Genomic DNA, 14,512 nt, shown 5'->3' with positions numbered 1-14,512 from the left:
CACAGCTGACCCTTATCGCCGAGTAGCGACTGGTCAAGGTTACAGGAAGGCAACCGTTCCATACAAACTGGGCGGATTGCCTTCCCGCAGCCTCTGATCAGCTGTCGGCGTCCACCGGCGGACCGGCGGGACGCGCCGCTGCGCGACGCCGCTGCCGACGAGGCGCAGGCTGCACACCCGTGCCGGTGGGCGAGGAACCGGCCGACCCGCTCGGCGCCGATGAGGACATCGCCGGTTCCGGAGTTGATTCCGGAGCCCTCTCCGACCGAGACTCCGACTCCGACTCCGACGAGGCAGGAATCACGAAGACGGTGCCCGCTGCCGGGGTTTCGGACACCGGTGCGGCCGCTGCCCTCGACACTCGGCGACTACGACGCCGCTGCGGAGTCACGGGTCCGGATGTCACAGCAGGTTCCTGTGCGACAGCAGGTTCCGGTGTCACCGCAGTCTCCGGCGTCACCGCAGTCTCCGGCGTCACGGGCTCGACCACGGGTTCCGGTGCGGTCACTGCTTCGCCGGCGACGGCCGCCGGTGCCTCGGCAACAGCTTCTTCGATTCCGGCCAGGTCCGCCGTGGGCGTCCCCTCCGTCGTCTGCTCCGCCGCGGTAGAAGCGACGAACGGTTGCTCCGTAGCCTCGGCGGCCACCGCGGCCGGAGCATCCATCTGCGCCGCCTCGGCAGCACGCACGTCGTGCACAGCCTCGCTACGAGGTGCGTCGTGCACAGCCTCGTCACGAGCGTGCTGCGCTGCCGTTTCGCGGGGCCGCTCGGGCGCTGCCGCGTCCTCGTGATGGTGGTGCGCCATCGCCAGAGCCACCGGATGCGCCCGCTTCACGGTGGCATCCACGGCCGGGACGACAGCCTCCTGCGGGGGCGTCGGCGACACATCGGCACCGGCGGACTTGTCGCGACCGCGCTTCTTGCGGGAGCCGCCGGCGTCGCCGCGGGAGGACCCCCGTGCCCCGTTGTCCTCGGAGACCTTCGCGTCGATCGGCTCGGTGTGGACGATGATTCCGCGTCCGTGGCAGTGCTCACAGGTGGTGGAGAACGCCTCGACGAGGCCGGTACCCAACTTCTTACGGGTCATCTGCACCAGGCCGAGGGACGTGACCTCCGACACCTGGTGGCGGGTGCGGTCGCGGCCCAGGGCCTCGGTGAGACGTCGCAGCACCAGGTCCCGGTTCGATTCGAGCACCATGTCGATGAAGTCGACGACGATCATGCCGCCGATGTCGCGCAGGCGCATCTGCCGCACGATCTCCTCGGCGGCTTCGAGATTGTTACGAGTGACGGTCTCCTCGAGGTTGCCGCCGGCGCCCGTGAACTTGCCGGTGTTGACGTCGACCACGGTCATGGCCTCGGTGCGGTCGATCACGAGCGTGCCACCCGACGGCAGCCACACCTTGCGGTCCAGTGCCTTGGCCAGTTGTTCGTCGATGCGGTGCGCTTCGAAGACGTCGATACCGTTGTGTCCGGTGTGCTGCTCGAGCCGCGGCAAGAGGTCGGGAGCCACGGACTTGATGTAGGACTCGACAGTCGACCACGCCTTCTCACCCTCGATGACGAGTTTGGAGAAGTCCTCGTTGAACAGGTCGCGAATCACCTTGACCAGCAGGTCCGGCTCCTCGTAGAGCGCCTGCGGGTTCCCGGACTTGCCGGCGTCCGCCTTGGCGGCCTGCTCTTCGATTCCGGCCCACTGCTCCTGCAGACGGGTGACGTCACGCGCCAGCTCTTCCTCGCTCACACCTTCGGAGGCGGTGCGGATGATCACACCGGCGTCCGCCGGAACAATGTCGCGGAGGATGTCCTTGAGGCGCTTGCGTTCCGTGTCGGGCAGCTTGCGGCTGATTCCGGTGGAGGTGCCGCCCGGCACATACACGAGGAATCGGCCGGCCAGGCTGATCTGCGTGGTCAGCCGCGCACCCTTGTGCCCGACCGGATCCTTGCTCACCTGCACGAGGACCTGGTCGCCCGGCTTGAGCGCCTGCTCGATCTTGCGGGAGTTCCCACCGAGCCCGGCGGCCTCCCAGTTGACCTCACCTGCATACAAGACGCCGTTACGGCCGCGGCCGATGTCGATGAACGCCGCCTCCATGCTCGGCAGAACGTTCTGCACACGTCCGAGGTACACGTTCCCGACCATGGAGGCCGACGCGGACGTGGTCACGAAGTGCTCGACGAGAACCCCGTCCTCGAGAACCGCAACCTGCGTGGTGGCGTGGGGCTGCCCGGTGGCGATCCGGTCACGGACCACCATGACGCGGTCCACCGCCTCGCGGCGAGCCAGGAATTCCGACTCGGTGAGAATCGGCGGGCGACGGCGGCCGGCATCGCGACCGTCGCGGCGACGCTGACGCTTCGCCTCGAGTCGTGTCGACCCGGTGATGCCTTGGACTTCGTCCTTCGCCCGGCTCTTGTTGCGGGGCTCACGCTCGTGGACGACGGTATTGGGCGGATCGTCCTCGGAAACGCTCTCGCCGGAAGCATCGGTACCCGACTTGCGCCGACGACGGCGGCGACGGCGACGGCTCGAACCGTCCGAGTCGGCGTCGCCGGAATCCTCGTCACCGGTCTGATCCGAATCCGTCTCGTCCGACTCCGCGGCCTCGGCCTCGGCCGGCTCCGTCTCGGCTGCTTCGGCGGATTCGCGGGCAGGCTTCTCGGCGGTCTTCTCGTCCCCCGCCTTCTCTTCCCCTGTCTGCTCGACCGTGTCGACAGTGTCCGAGGACTCGGTGTCCGAGTCGGTCTCGGTGCCCTGCTCGTTCTGCTGCTCGCCGCGGCCGCGGCCGCGGCCACGGCGTCCCCGGCGGCGGCGCCGCGGCTGGTCGCCATCGGCATCGGCATCGTCGGATTCGGCTTCTGTGGTTCCGGTGTCGGCGGACCGTGCGGGCTCAGCGGGGACGTCCCGCTTCTCGGGGGCGGGTTGCGCCTGCTCGGAAGCGGCGTCCGGCGTTCCGGCGTCCCGACGGCTGCGACGACGACGCGGCGTCTCGACCGCAGCGGGGTCGGGCTGCAGGAACAACGGAACCTGCGCGACGACGGGAGTGGTCTCGGGGCCGGGCTCCGCTGCGGGGGCTTCGACCTCGTACGCCGAGGTCGTGAACAGGTCGCGGCCGAGTTCCTTCTCAGCCCGTACCTGGTCGGGCGCGCTCGCCTCGGGTGCGGCGTCCTCGACCGCCGCCGCCGGCTCGGCTGCAGCTACTGGCTCGGCTGCAACTACCGGCTCGGCCTCGACGGCCTGTTCGGCTTCAGCGACCGGTTCGGCTTCAGCCGCCGGTTCAGCTTCGGCGACCCGTTCTGCTTCAGCTGTCGGTTCTGCTTCAGCTGTCGGCTCGGCTGCAGCTACCGGCTCGGCTTCGACGGCCTGCTCCGGTTCGGAAACGGCCTGCTCCGGTTCGGAAACGGCCTGCTCCGGTTCGGAAACAGCCTCAGGGGCGACTGCCGGTTCTGGTTCAGCCGCCTGCTCGGGCTCAGGAACGGCCGGTTCGGCCTCGACGGCCGGCTCAGGGACGTCGGCGGGCGCGAACGCTAAGTAAACGCGCTCGGCTACCTCACGTTGAAGACTGGACTGCGCGCTGCGCAGTTCGGTTCCGAGGGCCGCAGCCTCGGCGAGAACCTGCTTGCTGGTGACGCCCAGGATCTTGGCCAGAGCGTGGACGCGCATCTTTTCCGGAAGAACAGGAACCGTACGTCCTGCGCTGTCGGCGTTCGGTTCTGAATTTGTGGGCGGCGCTTGATCGGCCACGTAGTCTCCTCAGCCCCCGGGCGCGTCCACTCCCCTGTCTGGGAATGTCACGCGGCCACGCGAGGGCGCAGTGTGTGTACTCGCGCCACTGCTGTGAGCGCGAGATTGTCTGGTCTCGCTCCACACGGCGCATGCAGTGTCCGTTTTCACTGCACATCCATGTAGTGCCTTGCGGATGGCGTGAGTCCGCGGCGCGAGCGCCTGATCATCCAGCTTGCCGATACGCCCAGGTACTTCCTGTTGACGTAGGGGCAGCGATGAAGGGCATCGAGCCGAGGTGTCATCCGGTCGAAGCCGCGTGAAGCACAATTTGCGGTTCAACCGCCCTCAGTATCCCACACGTGTGCCGCACTCCGTGCCAGCGGCGCACCGATCCGTCTGCAACACGTTCTGACGGACGCCACGCCGCGGCGCGGGAAGCATTGGTCAGCGTGAGGCGAGGTGCGGGAACCAGAGGGCGATCTCCCGCTCGGCCGACTCGACCGAGTCGGAACCGTGCACCAGATTATTCTGGGCCTCCAGCCCGAAGTCGCCGCGGATCGTTCCCGGCAACGCCTTCTCCACGGGGTCGGTGCCGCCGGCCAGCTGACGGAACGCTGCGATTGCCCGCGGACCCTCGAGTACCGCCGCGACGAGCGGTCCCGAGGTGATGAACTCGAGCAGGCTCGGGTAGAACGGACGTCCTTCGTGTTCGGCGTAGTGGGTTGCCGCGACGTCGGTGGGTGCGGTGCGCAGGTCGAGCGCAGAGATCGTCAAACCCTTCCGCTCGATCCGACCGAGGATTTCTCCTACATATCCGCGGGCAACAGCATCAGGCTTGATCAGTACAAGGGTGCGCTCAGTCACGGCGGACAGCCTAAATGGTCAGTCCCGTTGCCCAGGAAGCAGGCCCCGCTCCATTCTTTCTCGGACATTCTTCCGAAAGTAGAGAAGGTATCCCCACAGGATGGCGAAGACCACGCCGACCGCGCCGATCGACACGTGCACGAAAAAGCCGAAAAGGAGCGCGACCTGCAGCAAGAGGTTGTAGGTCATCGCCCAGGACCGGCCTTGCAGGCCGGCTCCGAGGATCATCAGCACGGCGAGACCCACCAAGTAGGAACCCGACACCCAGGTGATTCCCCCACCCACGGTGGCGACGACGGGCAGGGCGAGGAGCACGACGATCGCTTCGAGGACCAGCGATCCGGCGACCACACCGCGGAAACCTTTCCAGGGATCCTTGGCCGGCGGGCCGAAGTCCGGGGCACTCGAATCTGGCTCGCTCACGCTGGGTCCTTTCCGAAGAGGGTGCGGGCCGAACCGGCGGTCACCACGGATCCGGTGACCACGACGCCCGCACCCGATACTGCCTCACCCGGTTCCGCAACTTCCTCGGCCAGACCGATGGCTGTCTCCAGCGCATCCGCGAGAGTGGGAGACACGACGACGCGCTCGTCACCGAACTTCGCGACCGCCCGATTGGCGAGGTCCTCGACGTCCATGGCGCGAGGCGAGCCGTTGTGGGTCACCACAAGTTCGTCGAAAACGGGCTCCAGCGCTGCGAGGATGCCCTCGACGTCCTTGTCCCCCATGACGCTGACGACTCCGACGAGCTTGCGGAAGTCGAACTCGGCGGTGAGCGCCGCGGCGAGCGCCCTTGCGCCGTCGGGGTTGTGGGCGGCGTCGAGGAAGACGGTGGGGGCGCTGCGCACACGCTCGAGGCGACCGGGGTTGACCACCGAGGCGAAGGCCGTCCGAATCGCCTCCTGATCGAGTTGGCGGTCGGGGCCGGCACCGAAGAACGCCTCGACGGCAGCCAGTGCGAGAGAGGCGTTGCGCGCCTGATGTTCTCCGTGTAGTGGCAGGAAGATGTCCGTGTACACGCCGCCGAGGCCCTGCAGTTCCAACTGCTGACCGCCGACGGCGATCTGCCGCGCCAGGACAGTGAATTCGGCCCCTTCCCGAGCCACGGCAGCGTCGACCTCCACGGCTCGGCGCAGGAGCACGTCCATGACTTCGGGCGTCTGCTCGGCGATGATGGCGACCGCGTCGCGCGGCACGACGGCATCCTCGCGCCCCTTCTTGATGATCCCGGCCTTCTCCGCGGCAATTCCGGCGAGATCGTCGCCGAGATACTCGGCATGGTCGAGGCTGACAGGTGTGATCACGGCGACCTCGCCGTCGATCACGTTCGTCGCGTCCCAGCGTCCGCCGAGACCCACCTCCACCACGGCCACATCGACCGGCGCTTCGGCGAAGGCCGAGTAGGCCATCGCGGTGAGTACTTCGAACTTGCTCATCCGCGGCCCACCCGCAGCTTCCGACTGCTGGTCGATCATCTGGACGTAGGGTTCGATCTCGCGGTAGGTGTCGACGTACCGACGGGGTGACACCGGACGCCCGTCGATACTGATCCGCTCCGTGGCGAGCTGCAGGTGGGGACTGGTGGTGCGTCCCGTCCGGCGGTGCAGTGCGGTCAGCAGGGCGTCGATCATCCGCGTCACCGACGTCTTGCCGTTGGTTCCGGTGACATGGATAGCGGGGTATCCCCTGTGTGGCGAACCGAGCACGTCCATCAACGCTGCGATCCGAGTGAGAGAGGGTTCGATCTTCGTCTCGGGCCAGCGTTTGTCGAGTTCCGCCTCGACCAATGCCAGTTCGGCGAGGTCGACCGGGCTGACTTTCTCCGGTGTGGAGTCGGGCGAGGTCACGCGCCTTCCAGCTCCTTCAGTCGCTTGGTGATGCGTTCGATCTCTTCGGTGGCGATCTGCCGGCGGGTGCGGATCTTCTCCACGACAGCGTCGGGAGCCTTCGCCAGGAATGCCTCGTTGGACAGCTTTGCGGCAGTGCCCGCGAGTTCCTTCTCCGCCGCAGCGAGGTCTTTCTCGAGCCGGGCCTTCTCCGCGCCGAGGTCGACGTTCCCGGAGGTGTCGAGGTCGACGGTGACGGTGCCCTTGCTGAGGCGCACCTCGACGGACGCCGATACCTCGAAACCCTCCTCCGGCGCCGTCAGCCGTGCCAGCGACGTGATGGCGGCGACCTGGGTGTTCAGGTCCGCCTCCACGATGCCGCTCACGCGGGCAGGCACGCGCTGCGAGGGCTTGAGCCCCTGATCACTGCGGAAACGGCGCACCTCGGTCACGAGGCGCTGCATGTCCTCGATGCGCTGGGCTGCAACCGGATCCGCCGCCGCGCCGGTGCTCTGCGGCCATTCTGCGACAACGACGGATTCACCGCCCGTCAGCGCCTTCCACAGCGTTTCGGTGACGAACGGAATCACCGGATGCAGCAGCCGGAGCACAGCGTCCAGCACGGTGCCCAGAACGCTTCGGGTGGTCGCGGCAACGGTGTCGTTCTCGGCGAACTGCACCTTGGCCAACTCGAGATACCAGTCGCAGACCTCATCCCACGCGAAGTGGAACAGCGCCTCACAGGCCTTGCTGAACTCGTAACGGTCGAAAGCTGCATCGACCTCGCCGCGCACCTGCTCGAGACGGTCGAGGATCCACCGGTCGGCGTCGGTCAGCTCCCCGCGATCGGGAAGCGGAGCGGGCGCAGCGCCGTTCATCAACGCGAACTTGGTCGCGTTGAACAATTTGGTGGCGAAGTTCCGCGACGATTGCGCGTGATCCTCACCGACCGACAGGTCGCTGCCGGGGTTGGCACCGCGGGCGAGAGTGAAGCGGAGCGCATCGGCGCCGAAGCGGTCGACCCAGTCGAGGGGATCGATGCCATTGCCCCGCGACTTCGACATCTTCTTGCCGAACTGGTCGCGGACGAGGCCGTGCAGGAAAACGTCTTCGAACGGAACCTGCGGGCCGTACTTTCCGGCCGCAAGGGCCTCGTCCTCCGACACGTAGGTGCCGAACATCATCATCCGCGCCACCCAGAAGAACAGGATGTCGTACCCGGTGACGAGAACGCTGGTGGGATAGAACTTTTCGAGCTCGGGGGTCTTCTCCGGCCAGCCCATGGTCGAGAACGGCCACAGTCCGGAAGAGAACCAGGTGTCGAGAACATCGGGATCCTGCTCCCAGCCCTCGGGCACGGTCTCGTCGGGCCCGAAGCACTCCACCTGACCGTCGGGTCCATACCAGATGGGAATCCGGTGGCCCCACCACAGCTGGCGCGAAATGCACCAGTCGTGCATGTCGTCGACCCAGGCGAACCATCGTGGCTCCTGGCTCTTCGGGTGGATCACGGTGTCGCCGTTGCGCACCGCATCGCCGGCCGCCTTCGCGAGGGACTCGACCTTCACCCACCACTGCAGCGACAGGCGCGGTTCGATGGACTCACCGCTGCGCTCCGAGTGGCCGACACTGTGGAGATACGGGCGCTTCTCGGCGACAACGCGGCCCTGCTCGGCCAGCGCCTCTCGCACCTTGACCCGCGCCTCGAAACGATCGAGTCCGTCGAATTGAGTTCCTGTGTCGGCAATTTTGCCGGTCTTGTCCATGATGGTCGGCATCGGCAGGTTGTGCCGAAGACCCATCTCGAAGTCGTTGGGGTCGTGCGCCGGCGTGATCTTCACTGCACCGGTACCGAATTCGGGATCGACGTACTCGTCCGCGATGATCGGGATGTCGCGCCCCGTGAAGGGGTGCTCGAGCGTCGTTCCGATCAGGTGCTTGTACCGCTCGTCGTCCGGGTGGACGGCCACGGCGGTATCACCGAGCATCGTCTCCACGCGGGTGGTGGCGACCACGACGTGCGGTTCGTCGTCGTTCAACGAGCCGTAACGAAGCGACACCAGCTCGCCCTCGACGTCCTCGAACTTCACCTCGATGTCGGAGATGGCGGTCTGCAGCACGGGCGACCAGTTGACGAGACGCTCGGCCCGGTAGATGAGGCCGTCGTCGTACATCCGCTTGAACATGGTCTGGACGGCCCGGGACAGTCCCTCGTCCATGGTGAAACGGTCGCGGCTCCAGTCGACGCTGTCGCCGATGCGGCGCATCTGCCCACCGATGGTTCCGCCGGACTCGCGTTTCCAGTCCCACACCTTGTCGATGAAGAGTTCGCGGCCGAAATCTTCCTTCGTTTTGCCGTCGGCGGCGAGCTGCTTTTCCACCACGCTCTGGGTGGCGATGCCGGCGTGGTCCATGCCGGGCAGCCACAGCACTTCGTAGCCCTGCATGCGCTTGCGGCGACTCAGTGCGTCCATCAACGTGTGGTCGAGTGCGTGACCCATGTGCAGACTGCCGGTCACGTTGGGCGGCGGCAGCACGATGGAGTAACCGGGCTTGCTGCTGGAAGGATCCGCACGGAAGTAACCGGCGTCTACCCAGCCCTGATACAGGTCGGCCTCGACGGAGCTGGGATCCCAGCTCTTCGGGAGGGCATCGGCGCGGTTCTGGGAATTTTCGGGAGCTGCACTGGTCACCCGTCGAGTCTAGTGAACGCGGACGCGGCCCTCGAACGTGCGGGCCGCCGAGAGCGACCGACAGCGGTGTAGGGCTGCCGACTGCTGCACTCTACCGGTCGCTGAACAGTGTGAGGTGAATCTCGGTTGCCGTGGGATGGTGGGCGTCCACGGACTGCGCCGGCTCGTCGCCCTCGTCTCCACGCGGGAGTGGCGTGGTTCCGGCGGGCGGGTGCTGCTCGGAGAAGAGCTGCACATGCTGGTTGGTCAAGGTTTCCTCCGGTTCGTCTGCCGTAGCGGGCCGCGGCAGTTCCGCTGATTGAAGCGGGTGGGGGCCGTGTACACATCTCCGGGTTCCCGAGATTCGGTCCGGCCTCTATGTCGAGTATGCCCCCAACTCGCTGCGGACCGCGCAGTTGACGCTGCAACACGCGCACCAATCGTTCGCTACGACCGCTCGGCGTCCCGCTTTGCGATCGCAAGCTGCATTTCCCAGCCTCGGGAATTGTCGTCGAGAGCGGCAGCCCGTCGTTCTGCACTCGCATACAGTGCGTCGAATCCACTCTCGACGACCCGCAGCATCGTGCCGTCGCGGTGCTCGGACAGGAAGAATTCGACCAGCGTGGAGTTGCCTCGTTCAGGGGCGCACCAGGCTCGTCTCCCCCACGGAACGAGACGTAGTGCGGAGCGTCGGCCCGGACGGGCAGAACGGGGAACCGTCCGTACGGCGGGTATTCGACTACGTAGACGTCGCCCTCACGAACGATGGTGCGTGCACTCGGGTCTCCGTCACCGATGAACCAGCCGGGCTCGCTCACCAGCCGGTACACCCGCTCCACTGGGGCCGCGATGAAGATTTCGCGTTCGATCCGGTCGGTCGACACCTCGGAAGTGCTCATGGTCATCCTCACCTCGCCGCATATGTGCTACCCCAGGGTTGCACGTCGATCGCCGTTGAGCAACCCACTGGTTGCACAGAGGGCGAGGTGTCGGGGGTCCTTCAACGGAAAACCGCACCGCACCCCCGAATGGCGGTGCGGTGCGGTTCCCGAAGCAGTGTCAGCTGAAGTGAGCCAGCAGGGCGTCACGCTGGCGATCACCCAGGCCACGAAGGCGCCGAGTCGGGGCGATCTCGAGGTTGGCCATGATTTCCTGAGCCTTGACCTTGCCGATCTTGGGCAGAGCTTCGAGGATGGCGCTCACCTTGGTCTTGCCGATGATGTCATCCACGTCGGCCTTGGACAGGACCTGCTTGAGAGTGACGTCACCCGACTTGAGCTTGCCCTTCAGTTCTGCACGCGCACGTCGAGCGGCTGCGGCCTTCTCGAGAGCTGCGGCCCGCTGTTCGTCAGTGAGCTGGGGAAGTGCCACGATGTCTCCTTCATTTCGGGGTGCTTATCGAACACCGTAGCGAGAGAATCGCTACTTCACGTCATCCAGCCGACGTGTCGCACGTTGTGTCCGAATTGCCCACCTGCCTCTCGGCGCCTCGGCGAGAGGCCCCTCGGAGGATTTCCGGGCCGATCATCCGAGGATTTCCGGTAGGGGTGCCTCTTCGCCGAGAACATGTTCGGACAGGAACGACAACACCACCTGGTACCAGATCTTCGCGTTCTGAGGGCTGAGGATCCAATGGTTCTCGTCCGGGAAGTACAGGAAGCGGTGCGCCGTGCGGCCCTCGTCGTCGGCGGGCAGCCCCGACTCCGAGAGCAGTTCGTACCACAACCGCAACCCGTCGCCGATGGGAACGCGGAAGTCCTTGTCGCCGTGGATCACCAGCATGGGCGTCACGATGTCGGCGACGTAGAGGTGCGGTGAATTCTCCACGGCCATCTCGGGAGTCATCTCCCGCTGCCAGTACCAGGCGGCGTCCGTGGTGGGTCCGAACTGGTCCAGCGCCCACAGGCTCGCATGGGTGACGATCGCCTGGAATCGGTCGGTGTGCCCGGCGATCCAGTTGGCCATGTATCCGCCGAACGATCCGCCCATCGCTGCCGTACGCTTGTCGTCGATCTCGGGTAATGCCACCGCCGCATCGGTGATCGCCATGAGGTCGGTAAACGGCGCCTTGCCCCACTGTCCCCAGCCCCGCTGCACGAACTCCTGACCGTACCCTGTGGACAGTGCCGGGTCGGGCAGCAGCACCGCGTAGCCGCGTGCCACCAGCAACCACGGGTTCCAACGCCACGACCACGTGTTCCACGAACCGAGCGGTCCGCCGTGCACCCACAACACCAACGGGACGGGTGCGTGCGCGGACGCGCCGTTCGGCAAGGCCAGCCAGGCCCGCACGGGCACCCCGCCGTCCGCGGTGGTCTCGACCTCGGTCAGCGTTCCGGGAAGCTCGGGGGAATCCTGCGGCGCCTGCAACACTGTGACCGCGCCCGTGGCGAGGTCGACGCGCACCGGGTGGGGCGGAGCCGCGTACGACGCCCGCAGGGCGAACACCGCGGATCCGTCCGGGGCCACGTGGATATCGGTGTAGGCGTAATCATCCGTCGTCACCCGCGTCGGTTCCGCACCGCCGCGGACAACGAAGACGGGCGCGCGGCCGTGGTCGTCGGCCGTCAGCACCAGCCCCGAGCCGTCGGGTAGCCACTGCACGGAAGTGGCCCAGCGGTCCCAGCCCGGTGCCACGTCCGCCACGGTTTGCGTCTCGAAGCTGTAGCGGTGCAGCGTGAATCGAGGTGCACCGTCCGGAGTCGCGTGAGACTCCCTGCTGAAGACCACGTACTCGCCGCCGGGCGAGATCACCGGATTCGACAGGTCGGCGGCGGGATCGTCGACGAGTGTCGTCCGATTCCCTGTCTCGGTATCGATGCGCACGAGGATCGTCCGGATGGAGGCCGTCGGACCGGGAACCGTCCAGGACGTGACGACGAAGGTACCGTCCTCGCTCAGCGCGTAGTTCGCTTCACGCAGTGCAGGGCCGGGCATGGATGTGAGGTCGACGAGGTCCGTTACCGCCTCGTCCTGCGACGCGTCGCCCAGCGTCCCGGACAGCAGATGGGGAACGTCGGGTCCGAGGTCGTGGTCCCAGTACCGGATCGGGTAACCGGAGTGCAGGATCGCGGACACCTTCTTGTCCTTGCGCTCGGCGCGCAGGCGCTCGTCCTCGTCCGTCTCCCCCGACCGTCCCAGCACGCCGGTGGTCACGACGAACCGCGGAGCACACCGCGCCGCCCGCACCCCGGTGATCCCACCGCTCCGGTGAGCGATCACGGCCGCCTCACCACCGCCCACGGGGAGCCGCCACAGGGATTCGGGCAATTCCTCCTCGTCCTGCGTCGGCCGCGAGGACGTGAAGAGGAGGTCACCGTTGCTCGTGAACGCCGGATTGGTTTCACCGGTCCGCCCTCGTGTCAGTCGACGTGCCGCCCGTTCCCCGGTGGGATCGATCTCCCACAGCGCCGTGACGTATTTGGTCGCTTTCGCGTCGAGTGTCGACTGCGTCACGACGACACGGCGCCCGTCCGGGGACAACACCAGGCCGGCGAGGCGGCCGAGAGCCAGATAGTCGTCGAGATCGTCGAAAGGAGTTCCGGCGTGGAGTTCAGGAATCGCGGTCACGGTTCGTTGGTACCACGGACGCGCCGCGTGTCGTCGGACATCGCCGAGCGTCGCGCCGCCGAAGGGCCGAGACGTTCGATACCGCGCGTGGTCAGTCGATGAGCGGTGTGATCCGCGGCGGAATCTCGGTCAGGGCGTACGGCAGGCTCAGCACCGTACTCCAGGCCATCGCCTCGGCGGCGGCGTCCTCGAGGATGATGGTGCGGCCCGCTCTCACCACGTCGAGTTCTTGGTAGATCGGCGTCTTGGCGAGTTCTTCGCGCAACTTGTCACCGTAACCACCACCGGCGTACCAGACGAGCAGATCCACATTCGCCAGCGACAGCTGCTCGGTGCTGATCTCCGCGAAGTTGCCGGTGATCTGCTGGGTGACAGGAGGATTGACGAAGCCGAGGTCGGTGAAGAATCGCACCTTCGGGTCTTCCGGCCCGTACACCCCGAACTGCCCCGGACCCTTGAGTGCGCCCACGAGCACGGTCTTGCCGGCGAAAGACGGGTTGGCGGCTCGGACGTCGGCGTACTGCTTCTCCACCGCGGACACCAGTTCGGCTGCCTTGTCCTCCTTACCGAGGGCAGTGCCGAGAACGCGCGTCTGGTCCTGCCAGGGAACGCCGTAGTCGGCGAAACCCAATGGCTGCGCCACTGTCGGAGCGATGGCCCCGAGTTTGTCGTACTGCGCCTGCGTCAGGCCGGAGTAGGTACCGACGATGAGGTCGGGCCCCACCGTCGCGACCTTTTCGAAGTCGATGTTGGTGGAGGCGGTACCGACAATTTCCGGCTGCGCGTCGCCCAGCAGATCCTGCGCCCAGGGCCAAACTCCGTACGGGTAGTCGCCGTACCAGTCGAACGTGCCGGCGAGAGTGCCACCGAGAGCGAGAATTGTGTCGTGATCGTTGTAGCCGACGCTCACGATGCGCTGCGGATCCACCGACACCTGGGTTTCCCCGTATTTGTGCGCCACCAGGGGTCCCGAGGACTCGTCACCGCCCGAGTTCCCGGAACTGCTGCAGGCCGCGGCGAAAGCGAGCAATGCTCCCCCGGTACCGACGAGGAAACCGCGGCGGCTCAGGCCGGCTCTCTGTTGACCCAGGTTCATGCAGGCGACCCTCTCGTTCGCCGGGCGAAACGTTCGCTCGGGTTCAGGCTTGGCGAGCCTATCCTAAGGGATCCCTCTTGGGCTCTCGCCACATCGCCCACACTGGGGGGCCACCGTCGGGTATCCGGATCTCCCGCGTGACCTCGAAGCCGAAGCGCTCGTAGTACGGGATGTTTCCTTGCTTGCTGGACTCGAGGTAGGAGGGCAACCCTTCGGCGTCACAGCGGTCGAGCCGCGACTGCATCAGTGCCTTGCCGTAGCCACCGCCACGGCCGGCACCCGACGTCCCGATCGTCGCGAGATACCAGTGCCGCGGCTCCGCCGGGTGCGCCGAATCGATGGTTCCGCTCACTGCCGCACCGACGCCGAGGCGCCCACCGAAGGCCTGCACCAGGCGCGGAAGGCTGAGAACCGACGACCACGTGGACTGCTTCCACCGCCCGGGCGGATCCCACATCGCGGCGCCGCGCACGACGCCGTCGGCATCGACCGCGAGTTCGGCCCCTCCCCCGGCAAGGTGGTGATATTTCATATCGGCCGCGAAGAGCAGGGGCAGTCCGCGTCGTCGGCGAGCCGGATCGGGCCACATCCACTCCATGACGGGGTCGTCGAAGAAGGCGTCGGCAAGGACCCGGGCCGACTCGGAGATGTCTTTCCTGGTTACGGCTCGAACGCGCACACCCATGCGTCGAGGGTACGGCCGCTGCGCGTCGCGCCGTCGTAATAATTCGGGGTCGGTCCGCTTTCCCGCGAGGAT

10 protein-coding genes and 1 pseudogene are annotated in these 14,512 nt (G+C 66.7%); all 11 read right to left on the bottom strand.

All coding sequences use genetic code 11. The annotated features are described in order from the left end of the window. Positions 1 to 97: 97 nt before the first annotated feature. Positions 98 to 3,745 (bottom strand): translation initiation factor IF-2 N-terminal domain-containing protein, encoded by a 3,648-nt coding sequence (locus ACH49N_RS16410; RefSeq protein ID WP_397504716.1) that lies wholly within the window; start codon positions 3,743 to 3,745, stop codon positions 98 to 100. Between the two features lie 426 nt (positions 3,746 to 4,171). Further along, complete coding sequence (ndk, locus tag ACH49N_RS16405; RefSeq protein ID WP_159921389.1) at positions 4,172 to 4,591, bottom strand: nucleoside-diphosphate kinase; 420 nt, start codon at positions 4,589 to 4,591, stop codon at positions 4,172 to 4,174. A gap of 18 nt (positions 4,592 to 4,609) precedes the next feature. After that, on the bottom strand, positions 4,610 to 5,014 hold the full coding sequence (locus ACH49N_RS16400; RefSeq protein WP_109328911.1) for a DUF4233 domain-containing protein: 405 nt from the start codon (positions 5,012 to 5,014) through the stop codon (positions 4,610 to 4,612). Then, positions 5,011 to 6,438, bottom strand: coding sequence for a folylpolyglutamate synthase/dihydrofolate synthase family protein (locus ACH49N_RS16395; protein WP_358274494.1), 1,428 nt, complete (start codon positions 6,436 to 6,438; stop codon positions 5,011 to 5,013). The genes ACH49N_RS16400 and ACH49N_RS16395 overlap by 4 nt, the downstream gene beginning before the upstream one ends. Further along, on the bottom strand, positions 6,435 to 9,110 hold the full coding sequence (locus tag ACH49N_RS16390) for a valine--tRNA ligase (RefSeq protein ID WP_358274495.1): 2,676 nt from the start codon (positions 9,108 to 9,110) through the stop codon (positions 6,435 to 6,437). Before ACH49N_RS16390 ends, ACH49N_RS16395 begins: the two co-directional genes overlap by 4 nt. A gap of 91 nt (positions 9,111 to 9,201) precedes the next feature. Then, entirely contained in the window at positions 9,202 to 9,360 is a 159-nt protein-coding gene (locus tag ACH49N_RS16385; protein ID WP_213572572.1) for a hypothetical protein, read from the bottom strand. A 176-nt stretch (positions 9,361 to 9,536) separates the two neighbouring features. Next, positions 9,537 to 9,994 (bottom strand): annotated as a pseudogene (locus ACH49N_RS16380) (SRPBCC family protein). 154 nt (positions 9,995 to 10,148) lie between these two features. Further along, a complete protein-coding gene (gene mihF, locus ACH49N_RS16375; RefSeq protein ID WP_109328903.1) occupies positions 10,149 to 10,460 on the bottom strand; it encodes an integration host factor, actinobacterial type in 312 nt (103 codons plus the stop codon). 153 nt (positions 10,461 to 10,613) lie between these two features. Further along, positions 10,614 to 12,659 (bottom strand): alpha/beta fold hydrolase, encoded by a 2,046-nt coding sequence (locus tag ACH49N_RS16370; protein WP_358274497.1) that lies wholly within the window; start codon positions 12,657 to 12,659, stop codon positions 10,614 to 10,616. A 91-nt stretch (positions 12,660 to 12,750) separates the two neighbouring features. Then, entirely contained in the window at positions 12,751 to 13,755 is a 1,005-nt protein-coding gene (locus ACH49N_RS16365; protein WP_358274499.1) for an iron-siderophore ABC transporter substrate-binding protein, read from the bottom strand. A gap of 58 nt (positions 13,756 to 13,813) precedes the next feature. Next, positions 13,814 to 14,440 carry a GNAT family N-acetyltransferase gene (locus tag ACH49N_RS16360; protein WP_358274501.1) on the bottom strand — a complete coding sequence of 209 codons (627 nt, stop codon included), beginning with the start codon at positions 14,438 to 14,440 and terminating at the stop codon, positions 13,814 to 13,816. Between the last annotated feature and the right edge of the window lie 72 nt (positions 14,441 to 14,512).

The sequence above is a fragment of the Rhodococcus sp. NPDC019647 genome, from assembly GCF_044389235.1.
Taxonomy (GTDB): Bacteria; Actinomycetota; Actinomycetes; order Mycobacteriales; family Mycobacteriaceae; genus Rhodococcus_F; species Rhodococcus_F oxybenzonivorans.
This window is presented reverse-complemented; position numbering and strand designations above follow the sequence as displayed.